This is a genomic window from Nonomuraea spiralis, from assembly GCF_014648435.1.
Lineage (GTDB): Bacteria > Actinomycetota > Actinomycetes > Streptosporangiales > Streptosporangiaceae > Nonomuraea > Nonomuraea spiralis.
On record NZ_BMRC01000040.1, the window covers coordinates 51,250 to 70,497 of the forward strand.

The following is a 19,248-nucleotide window of genomic DNA, read 5'->3' on the forward strand; positions in this document are numbered from 1 at the left end:
GGGCTGAGCACGGACGACGGGGGGCCTGCGGGGCGGAGGCCGTACCGAAGTAGGCTAAAACCTACCTGGAAGTGATGGGGTTCCCTCACTGCCCAGGGATTCCGGAATGCGTACCGTTTCCAGGTATGTACCGATCGGCGACACTGAACGCGCTACGCAGCTCACCCCTCCGGTTCCCGTTCACGCGCTGGCCGTGGATGTCGCTGGCGTATCTGGCGGTCGGCGCCGTGCTCTGGTTCGTGACCGTGCTGGCCTTCGCGTTCATCGGCACCATCCCCTACTGGGCGCACGCGCTCGCCAAGGTCGAGCGCCGCATGGTGCGGCTGGCCGGCTTCCGGCCGATCACCGACAGCCCTCCGGGGCTCCCCGGTCTGCAGGACCCGGTGTTGTGGCGGGAGGTCGCGTACGCGCTGGCGCACATGCTGATCGGCTTCCTCTCCTTCGTCTTCCTGCTCATAGCCGCCGTCCTGGTGTTCGCGGGGCTCATGGCGGTGCTCGTCATGACGGGCGTGGACGCGCCGCTGGGGCGGAACCACACGGACCCCCCGTTCCTGGTCCTGCTGGGGGCGCTGATCCTGGTCGTCTCGCCCTACGTGGTGACGCTGCTGGCCAACGCGCAGGGGGCGCTGGCCACGGCGCTGCTGTCGCCCCGGGTGGAGGAACTCCAGACGCAGGTGGCCTCCCTGGCCAGGGCCAACATCGCCGAACTGGACCGGTTCGAGGGCGAACGGCAGCGCATCGAACGCGACCTGCACGACGGCACCCAGCAACACCTGGCCACCTCGGCGATGCGCCTCGGCATGCTCGAACTGGAGGTACGTGAGCTGTTCCCGCCGGGTCCGGAGCAGGATTCGGCGCTGGAGTCGCTGGAGGCGGTCAGGAGGGAGACCGAACTGGCGCTGGACACGTTGCGCGACGTCGTGCACGGGCTACGGCCGCGCACGCTGATCGACGACGGCCTCGGCGCCGCCCTGCGCGAGCTGGCACGCCGCGTACCCATCAGGACCACCGTCGACGCCGAGGGCATCGGGCGCTTCTCCCTGCCGGTGGAGTCGTCGTTGTACTACATCGCCAGCGAGGCGGTCACCAACGCGATCAAGCACGCGACGCCGGACCACATCCACATCGAGCTGGCGGAGACGTTCGACAGGATCAGGCTGACGGTGTCCGACGACGGCCTCGGCGGCGCGAATTCGGCGCACGGCACCGGGATGGTCGGCATGTACGAGCGGGCCGTCCTGCTGTCGGGCGAGCTCATCGTCGACAGCCCACCGGGCGGGCCGACGGTGATCGTCGCCGACATCCCGCGCCCGTACTGATCAACATGACGCAGAATGGCAGCATGCGTGTGGTGATCGCCGAAGACGCGGCCTTGATGCGGGAAGGTCTGGTGGCCCTGCTGCAACGCTTCGGCCACCAGGTCGTGCACGCGGCCGAGGACGCCGACGAACTGCTGGAGGCCGTCGCCGCCCACCGGCCCGACGTCGTGATCACCGATGTGCGGATGCCGCCGCGCAACCTCGACGACGGTCTGCGGGCCGCGCTGGCGATCCGTGCCGGGCATCCGGACATCGGCATCCTGGTGTTGTCGCAGTATCTCGGTGACGCCTACGCGGCCAAACTGATCGCCGAACCCGTGACCGGGCCTCGCGGCGGCACCGGCTATCTCCTCAAGGATCGTGTCGGCAGGGTCGCCGACTTCATGCAGTCCCTCGACGTCATCGCGGGCGGCGGCATCGTCATCGACCCCAAGGTCATCGGGCACCTCATGTCCTCCGGACGTCCGCACGCGCTCGACACGCTCAGCGAGCGCGAACGCGAGGTCCTCGGCCGGATGGCGACCGGGGAGAGCAACGCCCACATCGCCGCGGGCCTGCACGTCACCGAGGGCGCGGTGGTCAAGCACATCGGCAACATCTTCGCCAAGCTGGGACTCCAGGCTCAGGACGGCAACCGGCGGGTCCTGGCGGTCCTCACCTACCTCCAGGCGGCCCGGCCGGACGACCCACCGGAACAAGCCCTCCGGCCGCCCCGCGCGACCACCTCAAAGCGCTGACCAAAGCGCGGGTGCGCTACTTCGCGATCGCCTCGCGGACGGACGGGACGATCTCCTGGGCCCAGCGGGCCAGGGTGGTGAGGTCGGAGGCGCCGTGGCCGGAGGAGAAGAGCATGAACCCCGAGGCGTCGTGCTCCAGCACGGCGCCGGTCAGCTCCTCGATCCACTGGTCGGCCGAGCCGCCGATCCAGCGTCCGTCGTGGTCGCGGGTGGCCGTCAGCGGACGGTCGGTGATGCGGCCGGGGAAGTTGTAGATCGTACGGATCTCGCGCGGGTCGCGGCCCACGGCGGCGGCCGCCTCGTCGATGATCGGCCGGGAGGCGCGGTAGCGTTCGCTGCGCCAGTCGGCCGCGTGGCCGGGGATCCAGCCGTCGGCCACCCGGCCGGTGGCGGCCAGGGATTTCGGCCCGTTCGACCCGGTCCACACCGGGGGCGCGGCCACGGGGGCGGGCTCGATCCGGCGTACCTGGTAGTGGCGTCCCTCGTGGGTGACCGGTGAGCCGCCGCCCGACAACTTCCTGATCAGGACGATGGCCTCCTCGAAGGCGTCCACGGCGTCGCCCGGCGTCTGCCGGGGCACGCCCATGTCGGTGATGCGGTCCCACAGCCCGCCCGCGCCCATGCCGAGCACGACGCGGCCGTCGGACAGCGCCGACAGCGACGTCACCGTCCTGGCCAGCATGGGGGCGGGTCTGGTCGGCAGGTTGGTGACGTTGACCAGGCCGCCGATGTGCCGGGTGCCGCCCAGGAGGAAGCCGAGCGCGGCGTAGGCGTCCAGCCGTTCGCCGAGGTAGGGGTGGTCGGACAGCGAGAAGAGATCGAGCCCGTCCCGGTCGGCCTGCTGAACCATGCGCAACAGCTCGGGCAGGTCCCCGAAGCCGGAATGCGCGCCGAAACCGAACACCACGTCAGATCTGGACACGGTACTGCCTTTCATACGTCACACGGAGAAAGAAGGAGGTTCACCAGGCGGCGCGAGGTCGGACGGGTTGACGCCGTGGTCGCGCGGTTGTCCGGTTCGCGGGATCGCGTCCCGAGCGCAGGCCGTCTCAGGCCGCGCCGAACTGTTCGGTGAAGCGGCCGGTGAACAGGTCGGCGCCCTTGTACGCCGAGACCGTCTCGGCCGGTACGACGGCCGGTCCGTCGGGCGTGGGCAGCTGGCCGACACCTCCGCGAGGTCCGAGCGGGAGCAGGATCATCGGGTGGGGCAGCGGCTGATAAGTGGCCGCGGGCTGTTCGCCGCGCAGTTGGGCGAGGATGTTCTGGGCCACCACCTCGCCGTGCTGCATCGCGAACCCGGCCATCTTGGCCTCCTCGACGTCGGTGAGGTCGCCGATCGCGTAGACGTGCTCGTGCACGGCGTCGTTCCCGCGCACGTTGAGGGTCTCGGTGACGGACACCCGGCCCTGCGGCGTACGGGTCGTCAGCCGCCCGTCGGCGAGGTAGTCGCTGTTGGTGCGGACGCCGTGCGCGCGGAACCAGATGTCGGCGGTGATCTCCTCCCCGCCGGTCGTGGCGACGGTGAACGGTCCCGCCTGCCCGGCGGCGGTCGCCGGAGGTGTGCTCAGGCCGGCGCCCAGCCGCAGGTCGACGCCCAGCTCGTCCAGCTGGCGGCGCAGTTCGTCGCGCATCTCGGCGGGGAAGGCGGGCAGCAGCTCGTCGGCCGGGTCGACGACGGTCACGCCCTTGTGCGGCCACACCTCCTTGATCTCTCCGGCCAGTTCCAGGCCGACCGGCCCGGCGCCGAGGATCAGCACCCGCCCGGCGTCCGCCAGTTCCTTGTGGGTCCGCAGCAGGTCGTCCAGCACGTCGGGCGTGGAGTCGGAGGCGGGCTTGGCCGGGTAGGCGTAGCTGGAGCCGGTGGCCAGGACCAGGTAGTCGGCCTCGACGCGCCGGCCGGAGGCCAGGGTGACGCCGCCGGGGTCCACCGAGGCGGCTCGCTCCCGCACCACCGTGCCGCGCCGGAGCCACTGGTCGTAGGGGAAGAACATGTTGTGCGCCCAGTCGGGCCGGGTCAGCGCCCGCAGCGAACCGGCCGAGTTGATGAACGCGTCACGCGGCTCGATCAGCACGACGTCTGCCTCGGCGTCCAACGCCTTGGCCACCGCGGAACCACCGTAGCCACCACCGACGATCACGACTGTACGGCTCGTCATTGTCACTCCAACAAGAAAGAAGGGCTGCAGTTCGTGTTACGAACCATAATTGTTCGCGACACGAACTGCAACCCGTTCTCAGGCAGGCGTGGTCGATTCGCGTGACGAACTACTCCTTCCGGTCGCAGCCGTGCGGGAGCCCTGGGCCGGCGGGCCAGGGAGGGGGTGCGGGTGGGTCAGGCGGAGAGGGCGCGGCGGCAGCGGGTGAGCTCGGCGCGGAGGTCGCGGCGGAGGGCCCGGTCCAGGCCGGGCTGGGCGAGCGCGTCGGTGAAGTCGCGGGCCGCCTCCTCCCAGCGGCCGAGCCGGGCCAGCGCGGTGCCCCGGTTGTAGCGGGGCTCGGGCGCCGGCGACAGGGCCACCGCCCGGTCCAGGTCGGCAACGGCGGCGGCCACCTCACCGCGTTCGAACCGGACGGCGGCGCGATTGGTCCACGCCTCGACCAGGGTCTGGTCACCCTCCAGGGCCTGCGTGAACAGGTCCTCGGCCGGTTCGCCGCGTTCGGAGCGGATCAGGCCGAGCGTGCACAGCAGCGCGGGCTCCTTGGGGGCCAGGGCGAGCCCGGCCAGCGCGTCCCGTTCGGCCGCGTCGAGCGCGCCGCGCTCCAGATGGGCGTTGACCAGGGCGATCCGGGCGTCGAGGTGGCCCGGGTCGATGGCGAGCACGTGCTCCAGGTCCTCGCGGGCCCGCTCGTCGCGGCCGCGTTCCAGGTGGAGGACGGCGCGGTTGTAGTACGCCTCGGGCAGGTGCGGTCCGAGGCGGATGGCGGTGCCGTAGTCCTTGATCGCGGACTGGACGCGGCCGGCGGCCCGGTGCAGGGCGGCGCGGTCCACGTAGTACTCGCAGTTGCCCGGATCGTGGTCGATCACGGTGTCGAGGTCGGCCAGGGCCCGTTCCGGGTCGCCGAGGGCCAGGTGCACCTGCGCGCGGTTGTGGCGCAGACGGGCCAGGTGCTGCGGGTGCTCGCCCGGCGCCAGCACCGCCGTCAGCCTGGCCAGTCCGTCGTCGATCAGCCGCAACGCCTCGGCGGGCGCGCCGGCCTTGGCGTCCAGCAACGCCAGGCCCTGCTCGTAGAAGACGGTGGAGATCACCTGGTGGCGTGGGTCGTCCACGTGCTCGGCCAGGCGGAGTGCCTGTTCCAGCCAGTGCCGCGCCCGGGCCGGGTCCTGATCGGCGGCCGAGAGGTGGCGGGCGTACAACATGGCGGTGGCGTACGCGGCGGACATGTTGATCTTCGGGTCGTCGGTGGCCGCGCGTGCCTCGTCGTAGAGCTCAAGTGCCTCGTCGGCGCGGTCCAGCGCGGCCAGGGCGGTGGCCAGGCCGGTGGTGCAGGCCCACCATTGCCGCAGGTCGCCGTCGGAGGTGACGACGGTACGTCCGTGGGCGGCGACGCGGGCCGCGTGGTGGTAGAAGCCGCGGGCCAGACTGTCGCCGATGGCGGCGCGTACGGCGTCCGGGTCCGAGGGGAGCGGCGGAGGGGCGTCGGGGCCGTCGTCGCGCAGGTCCAGGCTCAGCGGGGTGCCGGCGATGCGGGGAAGCAGGGTGTGCAGCAGTTCGGCGGTGGTCTCGTCGGCGTCCGCGACGTGGTCGAAGGTGACGGTGACCGGGCGGCGGAGGGTGCCGGCCCAGGAGGCCGCGAACTCGGCCGCGCCGTACGCCAGGCAGGCGGTGCGGCGGGCGGGATGGAACCTGATCGGCTCCTCCTCGGCGGTCGGCCGCGCCGTACGGTCGAGCGAGGGGACGATCGCGTACAGCTCGACCTGGTGGCGGGCGGCCAGGCGGGGACGGTCGGCGGCGATCGCGGCGAGAAAGCCGGCGACGCCGGCGTAGGGGCCGTGCGCGCGGTGGCAGTCGTAGCGGTTCATGGCCGGGACCGCAGGGGCGGGCACCCGAGAGCGCCCGCCGTCTCGGCACTTACCAGCACCACTCGATCCAGAGCCGGCGGGCACCGGACATCAGGCGCTGCGTGCTCTTGCGGCGGATGGTCATCTTCTTCATTGACGCCTCCCGGGGGGTGATCCATTTCAGGATGACCAGAGCATAAACCGGCGTGTCCGAAATAAGTAGACCCTTCGTGATCTTAGATTTCCGGTGTCCGGTGCCGGAGTTGCCTGTCCACGCGAGGTCCTGCCAGCTGGAGCTGGGGATGGGCCGTGCGGGCCGCCGGCCGCCGGATCGTCGCGGTCCGTCCGTTCGCCGGTCCGGCCGCGATTACGGTCGGAGGGGCCGGGCCGTATCGGCAGGTGACGGACGACGCGGGCACGGCCCGCGGCCCCTTCTCCCCCGGGTGGAATCATTGTGCTGATCAAGGAGGCAGACGCATGGTGAACGAGCTGGAGAAGACGCGAACCGGCCGGGCGGCGTTACGGCCGAGGCTGGTGGCGGCCGGCTGGGACTATCTCGCGATCGCCGGCTGGCTGACCCTGCTGGCCGTGGTGTTCGTCCCGCTGCGCCTGGCGGGAGCGGGGGTGTTCGACGGGCTCGGCCTGGTGGCCACCGACCTGTTGATCACCGCGCTGAGCGCGCTGCCCGTCGGGGTGTACCTGGTCGCCGGAGAGGCGGGACGGCGGCGGGCCACGTGGGGCAAGCGGCGCGCCGGGCTCGTCGTGGCCACGGTCGCGGGGGAACGCCCCGGTACGGCACGGATCGTGGTGCGTAATGTCGTGAAGCTGCTCCCCTGGCAGTGCGGCCACATGGCGGTGTCCCGGCTGGTACGCGGCCAGGAAACAGCCTTCGCCATGCCCCTTCTGGTCGCCGCGTACGTCTTGGCCGGGGTCTCGATCGTGCTCCTGCTGGCGCGCCGCGACCGGGCCCCTCTGCACGACCTCATGGCGGGCACGCGCGTCGTGCCGTCGCCGTGACGCCGCCGGGTGCCCGAGGCTGTCCGAGTGTGTCCCAACCCCTGTTGGACAGCCGGTACGCGGGTCTTCACTGACCGTGATGCGGCGATCGGCCGCCCGGGAAGAAGGGACCCATCATGACCGACAACGAGCGCCACGAACCGTACGAGCCCCCGCACCTGCTCGACCTCGGCGACTTCGGCCAGCTGACCCGCGGCTACGGGATGCTCAACATGGACCACGCCTACTACTTCAAGCTGTAGCGAAGGCATGAGGAGCACCGGTCGTGGTCGGCGGCGAACCGCCCGGACGACCGTGGGCGGACGTGGTCGACTACTACCGGTGAGGCGGGGGTCCGGTGCGTGAGCTGAGCGGCGAGGAGTTCGCGGTGCTGCCCGACAGCGCCGCCGGCGAGGCCCTCGCCGGAACGCTGAACGGCGTGGTGATCCTGGGTTACGCGTCCGGGCGGCCGTGCCTGCTGGCCGCCTCGACCGGCGGGATCGTGCACGCGGAAGCGGGTCAGGCCCGGCTGGCGGTGATCGGCACGTGCCCGGTCACCGCCGGTCGGCTCCGGCGGATGGCGGCGCGGCTGACGTGCCTGGCGGACGCCGACGCGGTGGCCGCGGCGCTGCCCGGAAGTTTCCATCTGGTCGCGGTCGTGGGCGGGCGGGTCCGGGTGCAGGGCACCGCCTCGGGCACCCGGCGGGTGTACTACGCGCGGGCCGGCGGGGCGGTGGTCGCGTCCGGCCGGGCGGCGGTGCCGGCCGCGCTGACGCGGGCCTCGGTGGACCAGCGGGCGCTGGCGGCGCGGTTGCTGATGATCGTGCCGCCGGTGCTGGCCGAACCGTTGTGGGAGGGGGTCGCCGTGGTGCCGCCCGGCGAGGCGGCCCACATCGACGACGGCGGGGTGCGCCTGCGTCCCTGGTGGCGGGCGCCGGAGCCGGAGGTGCCGCTGGAGGAAGGCGCCCCCGCGGTACGGGCCGCCCTTGAGGAGGCCGTGGCCGCCCGGATCGGCACGGGCTCGGTGGTGGCCGCCGATCTGTCCGGCGGGCTGGATTCGACGCCGGTCAGCTTCCTCGCCGCCGCGACGGCCGGGGAACGGTCGGCGAAGCTGATCACGTTCGTACTGGCCGTCGACGATCCCGAGCACGACGACCCCGCGTGGGCCGAACGGGCGCGGGCGCACCTTCCGGGCGAGCATGAGGTGGCCCGGCCGGACGACGTTCCCAGGTGGTTCGCCGACGCGGCTCGGGCCGTTCCCGGGCTGGACGAGCCCACGCGGTGGCTGCGCGCGCTGGCCCGCGAGCTGGCGAGCTCGGCGCTGCTCGGCGGGCGGGGAGCGGCCGTGCGCCTGACCGGGCACGGCGGTGACGAGGTCACCCTGCTGCCCGACTGCTACCTGCACGACCTGGCCCGTCGCCACCCGGCGGCGCTCTGGCCCCACCTGCGCGAGCAGCGGTCAAGGGCCCGGTGGCCGCTGCGGGCGTGCGTGCGCGCGCTGGCCGACCGGCGGCCGTACGCCGCCTGGCTGGCGGATCAGGCGGCGACGCTCGGCGCGCCGCTGCCCCGCTTCCTGCCGGACTTCGGGTGGGAGCAACCGCTGCGCCTGCCCGGCTGGACGACCGAGGCCGCGGCGGACGCGGTCCGCGAGGCGCTCGCCGGGTGCTCGGCCGAGCCGTACTCCCCGCTGCGGGCCCAGCATCAGAGCCTGTCAAGCGTCCGTTCCATCGCCGCCGCCGTCGATGGCGTACGGGTCCTGACGGGCCGCGTGGGCGCCGCCGTGCACGCCCCTTACCTGGACGACCACGTCGTCGCCGCCTGCCTGGCCGTACGGCTGGACGAGCGGGCGGCGCCCGGCGCGTACAAGCCGCTCACCAGGGCCGCGATGCGCCCGGTCATGCCCGCCGAGTGCCTGGGACGCAGCACCAAGGGCGAGTTCTCGGCCGACATCTACCAGGGGCTGCGCCGCCACCGTGACCAGTTGCTGGCGCTGCTCGACGGCTCGCTGCTGGTGGAGCGCGGCCTGGCCGACGCCGCCGCCCTGCGCCGGGCCTGCGTGCGGACACCGGCCGAGGGCGGGCCCGGCGTCCTCGCGCTCGACGTCTTCATCGCCGCCGAGAACTGGCTGCGAGCCCTTGCCGCCCATCCCGTTCAGGAGGAGTCGTGCGCGTGAGTCTTCGCCCCGGCGTCACCCTCACCCCGATCGACGAGGTCGCCGTGCTCCTGGACGAGCACACCGGCCGCTACCGCCAGCTCAACGGCACCGCCGTGCTCGTCCTGCGCAGCCTGCTGGCGGGACGCGGCCCGGACGGGGCCGTCCGCGACCTCGTCCGGGCCCATCCGGCGGCGACGCCCACCGCCGAGGCGGACGTCGCCGAGCTCGTAGCCTGCCTGCGTGCCGCGAACCTGATCGTCGAGGCCGCCGCCGGGCCGGAGCGGCCGCTATGAGCGTCTCCATGGTGCCCGCCGACCGGCCCCGCCTGCCCTGGCGCCGCCGCCTGCCGGCGCTGGCCGCCGTGGCCGCCGCGCACCTGATCGCCCGCCGGCCGCCGGCCCGCATCCGCGCGGTGCTCACGTTCGCCCGGCGCGGCGCCGTGCCCGCCACCGTCGAGCAGGCCAGGGTGGCACGGGACGCGGTCATCGCGGTCAGCCTGTCGTGCGCCGGGGAAGGCTGCCTGCCGCGTTCCATCGCCGCCGCCCTGCTGTGCCGGACGCGCGGATCGTGGCCCACCTGGTGCGCGGGCGTACGGGTGCACCCGTTCGGCGCCCATGCCTGGATCGAGGCCGAAGGCCGTCCCGTGGACGAGCCGCCCCATCACTACCGGGGCACGATCGTGGTCGCTCCGTATCAGGGCTGAGCCGCCGCCCCTCCGGGACAGGGCGGAGCACCCGCGTTGCACGGCGATCGAGGAGAAGAGGGCGACCATGCCGATCGACTACACCTTCGAGACATTCAACGACCTGCGCCTGCCGCAACCCCTGAACGCGGACGTCGCCGCGTCGATGGTCAAGCACAGCGACCTCACCTCGGCGGACGTCGTGTTCGCGGCCGGCGGCGGGACCGACGCGGAACGCCACGCCCTGACCTGGCTGCTCGCCACGTACGTGCCGCAGCCGTACAAGAAGGCGACCAACCACCAGATCCTGCCCCTCACGGCCGCGTCCGTCGGACAGGTGGTCCTCGCCTACGACGCGAACCGGCGCGCGACCGCGACCCTGGTCGGCCGCGGCCTGCCGGCCGGACTTGAGCCGCCGTACCGCGAGCCGGCGCAGTTGACGCAGTGGCTCAAGGACACCTACGCCCTCGCCGGGATCACCGGCCAGTGGACCGGCGAGCAGTTGATCAAGCTCCACACGGCCCTGGGCCTGGTCCCCGAGGCCGACCGTCCGGCGCTGCGCGGCGTCCTGATCCAGCGGGTGGCCGCCCTCCAGTCCCAGGATGGTCACGACAAGGGGAAGTTCAGCTACGAAAGAGGCCCCTGGGCCGGATCCCTCGGCACGCTCAAGCTGGCGGACGCGATCTTCGCGGAGGACGGGATCGGCTTCTTCGGCGGCCTCACCTCGCGCGCCTGCCTGCCGAGCGTGCGCGGCATCCTGCACGAGGTCGGCCACGCCGTGGAGAGCGCCTCGTGCCGGAACGAGGCCAGGAACAACGCGGCCTGGGTGGTCGAGAGCACCGGCGGGCGGCAGTACCGCGCACCCGAGCACGTCCCGGACAACCTGGTGACCGAGGCCATCCAGCTCGACACGGACAACGAGGCGCTGGGCGAGCTCGGCACCGGGCTCCCGAACGCCACCGCCAGGGCCGAGTTCGACACCCTGTGCGACACGATCGAGAAGATCCAGTCGTGGATCACGTCCGCCGAGAACGGAACGTTCCAACAGGAGGGGGTGTTCTCGGAGGTCAAGAGCCACCTGGCGCAGGCGCTCACCCTGAACATCTGGCAGACCTACCGGCAGGAGATCGTCCGGTGGTGCGACGCGCAGATCCGCGAGGCCCGCTGGCGGACGAAGTTCGTGACGCCGCGGGGCAACAACATCACCCCGTGCCTGCGGGACTTCGTCCAGTTCGTGCACGACGGCGGCGTGGGCACGAACCTCACGCCGTACGCGCAGACGTCGTACGGTGAGCTGTTCGCGGAGGCGTACTCGTTCTGGCTCGCCGACCCCGACGCCGTGGAACGGCACGACCGGCGGCTTCGCCAGTACTTCGACAGGGCCGCCTACCGGGTCGGGGACTGAATCGCCGATCGAGCAGGCCGGCGGCCTGTCCGTCGGGTAAATTCCGCAGAGCAGAATTACCGTTTCTCCAAAGCGTGACAGCCGCACCATTGACCGTATGAGCATCCCAACCTCCCCCGTACGGCTCCGCGCGGCCGACGCGCCGGACCAGCCCGCCGTCACCCCCGCGCTCGAAGAGCTCTACCGCGGTTTCGAGCAGGAACTGCTCGTGCCGCTGTGGACGGAGATCGGTGACCTGATGCCGGCTCATCCGCGTTCGCGCGCGGTGCCGCACGTGTGGCGCTGGGAGAACCTGCGGCGGCTGGCCGCCCAGGCGGGCGAGCTGGTCCCGGTCGGCCGCGGCGGGGAACGGCGGGCGATCGCGCTGGCCAACCCCGCCCTGGGCGGACGGCCGTTCGCGACGCCCACGCTGTGGGCCGCGATCCAGTACCTGATGCCCGGGGAGGACGCTCCCGAGCATCGCCACACCCAGCACGCCTTCCGCTTCGTCGTCGAGGGCGAGGGCGTGTGGACGGTCGTCGGCGGCGACGCCGTGCCGATGCGGCGCGGCGACTTCCTCCCGCAGGCCGGCTGGAACTGGCACGCCCACCACAACGCGACTCTCGAACCGATGGCCTGGCTCGACGGCCTGGACATCCCCTTCCAGTACCTCACCGAGTCGCAGTTCTTCGAGTTCGGCCGCGACGAGATCGGCGACGCCGAGCGCGTCACCCCCGAACGGTCCCGTTCCGAGCGGCTGTGGGCTCATCCCGGACTGCGCCCGGTGTCGGCCGGCGAGCTCGCCCCTGGCACGCCGCTGCTGTCCTACAAGTGGGAGTTCACCGACCGCGCCCTGGCCGACCAGCTGGCCCTTGGGGCCGAGGGCCACGGCGGAGTCGTCGAGCCCGGCCACGCCGCCGTCCGCTACACCAACCCCGCCACCGGGGCCGACGTGCTCCCCACGCTGCGCGCCGAGATGCACCGCATCGCGCGCGGCGCCGAGACCGCCCCGGTACGCGAGACCGGCTCGTCGGTCTACCAGGTCTTCGACGGCTCCGGCAGCGTGACCGTCGGCGACAGGACCTGGACGGTCACCCGCGGCGACCTGTTCAGCGTCCCGTCCTGGCAGCCCTTCTCGGCCCGGTCGGAGGCCGGCTCCACCGACTCCGACTCCGGCGCCCTGGACCTGTTCCGCTTCAGCGACAGCCCGGTCTTCGAAGCTCTCCGGCTCAACCGCACCCACCATGACCCCCGTACCGAAGGAAACGCCCGATGAAGCTCGCCACTGTCCGCGTCAACGGCTCGACCCGCGCCGTACGGCTCGACGGCGACCGGCTGGTCGACCTCGGAGCCGCCGATCTCGGCGAGTTCCTGGCCCAGGACGACTGGGCCGCCAGGGCCGCCGCCGCCGACCCGGCCACGACCTACCCGGCCGAGGGCGCCGACTTCGCGCCGGTCGTCCCGCAGCCATCCAAGGTCGTCTGCGTGGGCCTGAACTACCGCAACCACATCCAGGAGATGGGCCGCGACCTGCCGCAACACCCGACGCTGTTCGCCAAGTTCGCCGACTGCCTCGTCGGGGCCACCGACGACATCGCCAGGCCCGAGGAGACCGCGGAGTTCGACTGGGAGGTCGAGCTGGCCGTCGTGATCGGAAAGCCGGTCCGCCGCGCCAGGGGCGCCGAGGCCGAGGCCGCGATCGCCGGGTTCACCGTGCTCAACGACATCACCTGCCGCGACTGGCAGTTCCGCACCCGCGAGTGGTTGCAGGGCAAGATGTGGGACTCCTCCACGCCCGTCGGCCCCTACCTGGTCACGCCGGACGAGCTGCCCGGCGGCGTACGCCCCGAGCTCGACGTCACGCTCAGCGTCGACGGCACGGTCATGCAGCAGGACAACACCGGCGACCTGCTCTTCGACCCGGTGGCGCTGGTCGAGTACGTCTCCACCGTCGTGCGACTCAACCCGGGCGACCTCATCGCCACCGGCACCCCCGGCGGCGTCGGCCACGCCCGTACCCCCAAGCTCTACCTGACGGGCGGCGAGCGGGTCGTCACCGAGATCCAGGGCATCGGGCGGCTCGACAACACCGTGGTGAAGGACGGAGGCGCCTGATGCGCCGTACCTTCGACGACACCCTGAGCTGGACCGCGACGGGCACCGCGCTGCTGCTCGACGCCGTCGCCGGGTGGGGCGAGGAGCAGTACCTCGCCCCTTCCGGGCTGCCCGGCTGGACCCGTAAGCACCTGGTGGCGCACGTCGCGGCGAACGCCGACGCCCTGCGCAACCTGGTGCGCTGGGCGGCCACCGGTGAGCGCACCCCGATGTACTCCTCGCGCCGGCAGCGGGACGCCGACATCGAGGCCGGCTCCCGCAGGCCGGCCGCCGAGCTGGACGCCTGGCTGCGCTCGTCGGCGGAACGGCTCGCCGCGGACGTCGCGGAGCTGGACGGCGACCGCTGGAGCGCCGAGGTGGTCACCGCGCAGGGGCGGACCGTCCCCGCGACGGAGATCCTGTGGCTGCGCTCCCGCGAGGTCTGCGTCCACGCCGTGGACCTGGCCACCGGGCTCACCTTCGCCGGCCTGCCGGCCGGGTTCCTGGCCGCCCTCGCCGACGACGTCGCCGCCAAGCGCGCCGCCGCCGCCGGGCCCGCGGTCGTCCTGTCGGCCGCCGACACCGGCGACCGCTGGGAACTGCCCGGCGAGGGCGGGCCCACGACCGTCGAGGGCCCGCTCGCGGGGGTCGCGGCGTACCTGGCGGGCCGGCCGCACGACCTGACCGACTCCGACGGCTCGCCCGCGCCCTCCCTGCCGGCGTGGTTGTGAACGTCCCGGCTTCGAAGGAGAGCACCGTGGCCACCTCCCCCATCTCCGCGAACCCCGCCGCCCCCGCCGACGTCCTGGTCGTCGGGGGCGGGATCGGCGGCCTGAGCGCGGCCTTCGCCCTGGCCCGCGAGGGCCTGCGGGTGCGCGTGCTGGAGCAGGCCCGCGAGTTCGGCGAGGTCGGCGCCGGTCTCCAGATCGCGCCCAACTGCACCCGGATCCTGCACGACTACGGCCTGCTGGAGGAGGTCAAGAGCCTCGGCGTGCTGCCGCGGAGCATGGTGATGCGCGACGCCGTCGACGGCGGTGAGCTGACCCGCCTGGACCTGGTGGACCTGGAACGCGAGTACGGCTTCCCGTACATGGTGGTGCACCGCAGCGACCTGCACGGCGTCTTCCTGCGTGCCTGCCGGGCCGCGGGCGTCGAGCTGGTCACCGACGCCCGCGTCGACGGCTACGAGAACACCGCGTCCGGCGCCCGGGTGCTGCTGGCGGACGGCCGTACGGACGAGGCCAGGATCGTGATCGCCGCCGACGGCCTGCACTCGGTCGCGCGCCGGCTCCTGATCGAGGACGAACCGGTCAACTCCTCCTACGTCGCCTACCGGGCCGCGGTGCCCATCGGGCAGGCCGGCCGGGACGTGGACCTCAGCGAGGTCTCCGTCCACGTCGGCCCGCGCTGCCACTTCGTCCAGTACGGCCTGCGCGGCGGCCAGATGCTCAACCAGGTCGCGGTCTTCGAGTCCCCCAAGGCCCTCGCGGGCGAGGCGGACTGGGGCACCCCCGACGAGCTGGACGCCGCCTTCGACGCGACCTGCCGGGAGGTCCGGGCCGGCATCCCGCTGATGTGGCGAGACCGCTGGTGGCGGATGTTCGACCGCGACCCGATCATGACCTGGGTGGACGGCAACATCGCGCTGCTCGGCGACGCCGCCCATCCACCGCTGCAGTACATGGCACAGGGCGCGATCATGGCCATCGAGGACGGCTGGGTCCTCGCCAGGCACGTCGCCGCCCGCCGCGCGGCCGACGGCTCGATCGACTGGCGGGGAGCCCTGGCGGCCTACGAGGCCGTCCGCCCCGAGCACTGCCGTCGCGTGCTGGCCACGGCCCGCGCCTGGGGCGAGTTGTGGCATCTGGACGGCGTCGCCCGCCTCCGGCGCAACACGCTCCTGCGCGCCCGCGACACCTACGACTACTCCTTCACCGACTGGATCTACGGCCCCACGGCGCTGACGCCGGAGGAGGAGCCGCCGATGTTCACGCCCATCCCCCTGGACCCCGCCATGGCCCTGAACGGATGAGGCCCGGCCCGTCCTAACGAGGAGGCTCGTCCGTCCAGCCGGTGGTGACCGCGATCCATCCGTTGGAGAAGCTGAAGCTTCCGTTGCCGCCGAGAAGGAAGTTGGTACGGGTCACCCGGGCCGTCCCGGGATCGACGACCAGCTTGATCGGCCAGATCTCATCAGGGATCAGCAGTTTCTGACCGCCTTCGACCGTGCCCTCGCTCCGCACGCCGGGCATCTCGGCGAGCAGCCGGAACGCCGTCGAACGGACCTTCGGCGGCGCGGGCAGCTCGGAGATCAGCGCGATCAGCGGGAGGAGGGGATCGCCCCGCTGTTCGGACGGCAACATCGCGCGCTCGTCACCCTGAAGCGCGGCGATGCCGGCCTTCAGCTCCTCCGGATCGGTCGGCAACCCTTCGAGGTAGGCGAGGTCCACCTTCGCGCCCTTGAGCGAGAAGGACGCCACGGCCGGCACGACGACGCCGGGAGGGGAGCCCGGCCCGTCCTTGGACCAGCGCCGTCCGTCGCGGGTGGTCCAGCTCTCCGTCACCGTCGGGTCCCGTCCCTCCATCGTGCGGCTGACGTGCCAGTACGTGCCGGAGCCTTGGGGGGTGCGTTCGGCGCTGACGGCGGCCATGAGCAGCACCTCCCTGCCGGAGGCGGCCGGTACGCCTTCGGGCGCGGCCACGCCCGTCACGAGCACGGCGGCGACCGCCGCCGCGGCGGCGGCCAGGCCGAGCCCCGGCGCGAGCCACCTGGAGCGGCGGCGGCCCCGCATCCGCTCCTGGAGCCGTCCCCTGCTGCGGCCGGCGGCCTCGGCGGACGGCTCGGACTTGGTCAGCAGGGTGGCGAGGGCGTCCAGGTCATCCATGGGTTGTCTCCTTGTCGACGATGGCGAGGATCTTGCTGCGCGCCCGGCTGAGCCTGGATCCGACCGTGCCGGTGGCGATGCCGAGCGCGTCGGCCACCTCGTCGTAGTTGAGCTGGCCGAGTGCCACGAGGAGCAGGACGTCGCGCTCCCCGTCGGACAGCGCGGCGAGGGCCTTGGCCAGGTGCGGCCGCATGCGCTGCGCGGCGACGGAGGCGACGACCCGGTTCTCGTGGCCCTCCGCGAGGGGTTCGGGAGCCAGCCGGGCCAGGGCCCGGTAGTGGCGCATCTCCTTGCGCCGGTGCCTGGCGATCAGGTTGGTGGCGATGCCGAACAACCAGGGCCGCATGCTCTCGTGCCCCGGGTCGAACCGGTCGCGCCGGTCGAAGGCCAGCAGGAACGTCTCGGCGGTGATGTCCTCGGCGATCTGGGTGTCCAGCCGGCCGGCCACGTACAGGTAGATGTCCCGGTGGTAACGGTCGTGCACGGCGGTGAACAGCTCGGGGTCGCTCCGGCAGGCGGCGGCGAGTTCGGCGTCGGTCACCTGTCCGTCCGCTCGGGCGGTCACGTTGTCGTCTCCGGCATGGTCCGCCTTATCGGTGATGGGTGCGGTCACCCATACTTCGCCGCAGGGCGGAATCGCCTTCCGTGGAGCCCGGACCCCACTTGAGGGCTACTTCGAGGGACGCCGGTAGAGCCAGGTCAGGCGGGGTTCGAGCACCCACTTGAACAGGTCGCGGGTCTGCGGCAGGCACAACACGATGGTCAGGGCGAAGCAGCTCGACAGGATGGCCAGGGCGCCGAGCGGGCCGAAGAGCCAGGGAAAGGACAACCCCCCCTGCTCCTTGGCGACGAGGACGACCACGCCGTGCAGCAGGTAGCAGTACAGCGTGCGGGTGCCGAGCTCGGTGAACCAGGTCTCGCGCCTCGGCACCAGCGCCAGCACGGCCAGGCACATCGCCAGCGCGCAGACCAGGAGCGCCGCGCGCAGGCCCAGCCCGGTGTACCAGGACAGGTCGAGCGTCTTGAAGCTGGCCTTGTAGTAGAACGGGCTCAGCTTGGCGCGCGGCGCGACGTACAGCGCCACGGCCGCCGCGCCGGCCAGGACCGCGACGCCGACGGGCTTGACCCACCGCCTGCCGAGCAGGTCGAAGTGCTCCGGGCGCATCACGAGCCCGATGACGAAGAAGGGCATGAGGCCGAAGAAGCGGTCCATGCTGAAGTCGCCGGAGATCTCCGAGAACCCGGCGACCAGGTAGATCACGATCGCCACCGGCACCGGGTACTTCATCCGCTTCCACACCGGTGTGGACAACCGCCAGAACAGCAGCGCCAGCAGGTACCAGTTGAGCCAGGCCGGATCGATGATCGTCAGGCTCCACTTCTGGCCCAGTGCGTAGCGGAGCGCGGCGTAGCCGACCTCGACGATCACGTACGGCACGACGAAGGTGTCGACGAGCTTGTTGGTCTTGGCGTCGGAGTTCCAGAAGTTCCTGGACAGATAGCCGCTGACCAGTACGAACAGCGGCATGTGGAAGGTGTAGATGAAGATGTACATGGCCCGCGCCGAGTCGGCCGCCAGCGTCGGCACGAGCGCGTGGCCCGTCGGCACGAGCGCGATCACCAGGAACTTGACGTTGTCGAGGAAGGGATCGCGCTTCTTGATCGGCACGACCCGCTCGGCCTCCGGCACCGCCTGCCGGGGGACGGCCGCGACCGGGCCGGACCGTGCGGTGAGGGCCGTCCGCTGCTCGCCCGGCGTCGCGTCGCCGGTCATGGGGTGGATCGTGCCGGGCCGTCGCCCTGGCCTTCCTCGGGACGTACGACGTCCGCGACGCGGCCCTCGGTCTCCTTGGCCCGGCTCTCGGAACGCACCAGACGGACGACCCCGGCGATGAAAGCGCCCCCGACCACGATGGGAGGCACAAGAGCGGACACGATCTCGAACACGGAGACACCTCTTTCGGGGCCCGACGATACACCAGCTTCTACGGCACGTAGAAACGGCCTCGGCCGTCACGACCAGGGTGACGGCTCTCAGCCGGAGGGGGAAGGACTCTCGGCCGCGCCGCGTGCCGCCAGCATGCCGCGCATCAGCTCGATCTCCGCCTTCTGGGCCGCCAGGATCGACCCCGCCATCCGCCGTACCTGCGGCTGGCCGCTCCCCTGCGCCGCCTGAGCCATCTGCACACCACCCTGGTGATGCGGGATCATCAGACGCAGGAACAGGATCTCCGCCTCCTTGCCACTCGCCTGCTCCAGCTGCTTGAGCTGCTCACGGGTCGCCATACCGGGCATCTGCACGGACCCCTGCCCCATGCCGGACATCTGCGCGGATCCCTGCCCCATGCCGGGCATGTTCTGGTGGCCCTGCCGCATCCACGCCATCCGGGGCTCCACCGACGCCTGCGGCAGACCCCACACGTCCAGCCAGGCGTACATCTGCCCGATCTGCTGCTGCTGGGTGGTCGCGATGTCGTAGGCCAGCGTCCTGACCTCGCGATCGCCGGTCCGGTCCCGGACGATCAGCGCCATCTGCACGGCCTGCGCGTGATGGGCCTGCATGTCCCGGGCGAACCCGGCCTCCAGCGACTCGTCCCCCGGCGGACCCGCGGACCACAACCGCACGCCGAGCCCGGACACCGCCAGCGTCAGCACGGCGATCACCGCCACCAGCACCCCGCGCCGCCACAACACCGCCGGGAACCTCATGCCGACGGCTCCCCGACCCCGCCGCTGCAGGACGCGCCCGGCTCGGGCGTGCCGGGGCCGTTGATGTTGGCACGCAGGAACGCCGTCAGCCGCGGGTCGTCGGCGTTGTCGAGCCTGAGCTGCCTGCCCCACGCGCTGAGCACGACCGGAGCGCTCAGCCCCGTGTACGGCGACACCACCACGAAATCGCGCCCCTGGGCCTGCTTGAGCAGCACGTCCAGCTGCTCCTTGGGCAACCCCGGCCGGAAGGCGATCCAGACGGCCCCGTGCTCCTGGCTGTGCACGACGTT

The 19,248-nt window shown here is 72.3% G+C and carries 21 protein-coding genes; 12 read left to right on the forward strand and 9 right to left on the reverse strand.

Going from position 1 to position 19,248, the window contains the following annotated elements:
• The first annotated feature begins 197 nt into the window (after positions 1-197).
• Together IEZ27_RS48305 and IEZ27_RS48310 are read left to right on the forward strand one after the other, a co-directional pair.
• Positions 198-1,319, forward strand: coding sequence for a sensor histidine kinase (locus IEZ27_RS48305; RefSeq protein ID WP_229825022.1), 1,122 nt, complete (start codon positions 198-200; stop codon positions 1,317-1,319).
• A gap of 23 nt (positions 1,320-1,342) precedes the next feature.
• The gene (locus tag IEZ27_RS48310; RefSeq protein WP_229825023.1) at positions 1,343-2,056 is read left to right on the forward strand and encodes a response regulator transcription factor; all 714 of its coding nucleotides are present in this window, start codon (positions 1,343-1,345) and stop codon (positions 2,054-2,056) included.
• A 16-nt stretch (positions 2,057-2,072) separates the two neighbouring features.
• Here IEZ27_RS48310 and IEZ27_RS48315 read toward each other — a convergent pair whose 3' ends face one another.
• The 3 genes from IEZ27_RS48315 to IEZ27_RS48325 all read right to left on the reverse strand — a co-directional run bounded on the left by IEZ27_RS48315 (position 2,073) and on the right by IEZ27_RS48325 (position 6,074).
• Positions 2,073-2,978 carry an LLM class flavin-dependent oxidoreductase gene (locus IEZ27_RS48315; RefSeq protein WP_189653403.1) on the reverse strand — a complete coding sequence of 302 codons (906 nt, stop codon included), beginning with the start codon at positions 2,976-2,978 and terminating at the stop codon, positions 2,073-2,075.
• 127 nt (positions 2,979-3,105) lie between these two features.
• Complete coding sequence (locus IEZ27_RS48320) at positions 3,106-4,212, reverse strand: NAD(P)/FAD-dependent oxidoreductase (protein WP_189653404.1); 1,107 nt, start codon at positions 4,210-4,212, stop codon at positions 3,106-3,108.
• 176 nt (positions 4,213-4,388) lie between these two features.
• A complete protein-coding gene (locus tag IEZ27_RS48325; protein ID WP_189653405.1) occupies positions 4,389-6,074 on the reverse strand; it encodes a tetratricopeptide repeat protein in 1,686 nt (561 codons plus the stop codon).
• 456 nt (positions 6,075-6,530) lie between these two features.
• Between IEZ27_RS48325 and IEZ27_RS48330 the strand changes: the two genes are divergently transcribed.
• The 10 genes from IEZ27_RS48330 (at position 6,531) to IEZ27_RS48375 (ending at position 15,396) form a co-directional block, all read left to right on the forward strand.
• Positions 6,531-7,070: an RDD family protein gene (locus tag IEZ27_RS48330; protein ID WP_189653406.1), complete on the forward strand. Its 540-nt coding sequence runs from the start codon at positions 6,531-6,533 to the stop codon at positions 7,068-7,070.
• A gap of 116 nt (positions 7,071-7,186) precedes the next feature.
• Complete coding sequence (locus tag IEZ27_RS48335; protein ID WP_125645547.1) at positions 7,187-7,312, forward strand: lasso RiPP family leader peptide-containing protein; 126 nt, start codon at positions 7,187-7,189, stop codon at positions 7,310-7,312.
• A gap of 95 nt (positions 7,313-7,407) precedes the next feature.
• Positions 7,408-9,222, forward strand: a complete 1,815-nt coding sequence (locus tag IEZ27_RS48340; RefSeq protein ID WP_189653407.1) for an asparagine synthase-related protein — start codon at positions 7,408-7,410, stop codon at positions 9,220-9,222.
• Positions 9,219-9,497, forward strand: coding sequence for a lasso peptide biosynthesis PqqD family chaperone (locus IEZ27_RS48345; RefSeq protein WP_229825024.1), 279 nt, complete (start codon positions 9,219-9,221; stop codon positions 9,495-9,497). The genes IEZ27_RS48340 and IEZ27_RS48345 overlap by 4 nt, the downstream gene beginning before the upstream one ends.
• Positions 9,494-9,907, forward strand: a complete 414-nt coding sequence (locus IEZ27_RS48350) for a lasso peptide biosynthesis B2 protein (protein WP_189653409.1) — start codon at positions 9,494-9,496, stop codon at positions 9,905-9,907. The genes IEZ27_RS48345 and IEZ27_RS48350 overlap by 4 nt, the downstream gene beginning before the upstream one ends.
• Before the next feature lie 67 nt (positions 9,908-9,974).
• A complete protein-coding gene (locus IEZ27_RS48355; RefSeq protein ID WP_189653410.1) occupies positions 9,975-11,291 on the forward strand; it encodes a hypothetical protein in 1,317 nt (438 codons plus the stop codon).
• A 97-nt stretch (positions 11,292-11,388) separates the two neighbouring features.
• Positions 11,389-12,546, forward strand: coding sequence for a cupin domain-containing protein (locus tag IEZ27_RS48360; protein ID WP_189653411.1), 1,158 nt, complete (start codon positions 11,389-11,391; stop codon positions 12,544-12,546).
• Complete coding sequence (locus tag IEZ27_RS48365) at positions 12,543-13,385, forward strand: fumarylacetoacetate hydrolase family protein (RefSeq protein ID WP_189653412.1); 843 nt, start codon at positions 12,543-12,545, stop codon at positions 13,383-13,385. The genes IEZ27_RS48360 and IEZ27_RS48365 overlap by 4 nt, the downstream gene beginning before the upstream one ends.
• Positions 13,385-14,095, forward strand: a complete 711-nt coding sequence (locus IEZ27_RS48370) for a maleylpyruvate isomerase family mycothiol-dependent enzyme (RefSeq protein WP_189653413.1) — start codon at positions 13,385-13,387, stop codon at positions 14,093-14,095. The genes IEZ27_RS48365 and IEZ27_RS48370 overlap by 1 nt, the downstream gene beginning before the upstream one ends.
• Positions 14,096-14,121: 26 nt before the next feature.
• On the forward strand, positions 14,122-15,396 hold the full coding sequence (locus IEZ27_RS48375; RefSeq protein ID WP_229825025.1) for an FAD-dependent oxidoreductase: 1,275 nt from the start codon (positions 14,122-14,124) through the stop codon (positions 15,394-15,396).
• A 13-nt stretch (positions 15,397-15,409) separates the two neighbouring features.
• Here IEZ27_RS48375 and IEZ27_RS48380 read toward each other — a convergent pair whose 3' ends face one another.
• The 6 genes from IEZ27_RS48380 to IEZ27_RS48405 all read right to left on the reverse strand — a co-directional run.
• Positions 15,410-16,249 carry a CU044_5270 family protein gene (locus IEZ27_RS48380; RefSeq protein ID WP_189653414.1) on the reverse strand — a complete coding sequence of 280 codons (840 nt, stop codon included), beginning with the start codon at positions 16,247-16,249 and terminating at the stop codon, positions 15,410-15,412.
• Complete coding sequence (locus IEZ27_RS48385; RefSeq protein ID WP_189653415.1) at positions 16,242-16,814, reverse strand: RNA polymerase sigma factor; 573 nt, start codon at positions 16,812-16,814, stop codon at positions 16,242-16,244. Before IEZ27_RS48385 ends, IEZ27_RS48380 begins: the two co-directional genes overlap by 8 nt.
• A 105-nt stretch (positions 16,815-16,919) precedes the next feature.
• Positions 16,920-18,023 carry an acyltransferase family protein gene (locus IEZ27_RS48390; RefSeq protein ID WP_189653416.1) on the reverse strand — a complete coding sequence of 368 codons (1,104 nt, stop codon included), beginning with the start codon at positions 18,021-18,023 and terminating at the stop codon, positions 16,920-16,922.
• Positions 18,020-18,196: a hypothetical protein gene (locus IEZ27_RS48395; RefSeq protein ID WP_185845176.1), complete on the reverse strand. Its 177-nt coding sequence runs from the start codon at positions 18,194-18,196 to the stop codon at positions 18,020-18,022. The genes IEZ27_RS48390 and IEZ27_RS48395 overlap by 4 nt, the downstream gene beginning before the upstream one ends.
• Before the next feature lie 87 nt (positions 18,197-18,283).
• Positions 18,284-18,958, reverse strand: a complete 675-nt coding sequence (locus tag IEZ27_RS48400) for a DUF305 domain-containing protein (RefSeq protein WP_189653417.1) — start codon at positions 18,956-18,958, stop codon at positions 18,284-18,286.
• A partial coding sequence (locus IEZ27_RS48405; protein ID WP_189653418.1) for a DUF3105 domain-containing protein occupies positions 18,955-19,248 on the reverse strand: 294 nt, incomplete at its 5' end. The genes IEZ27_RS48400 and IEZ27_RS48405, both read right to left, overlap by 4 nt.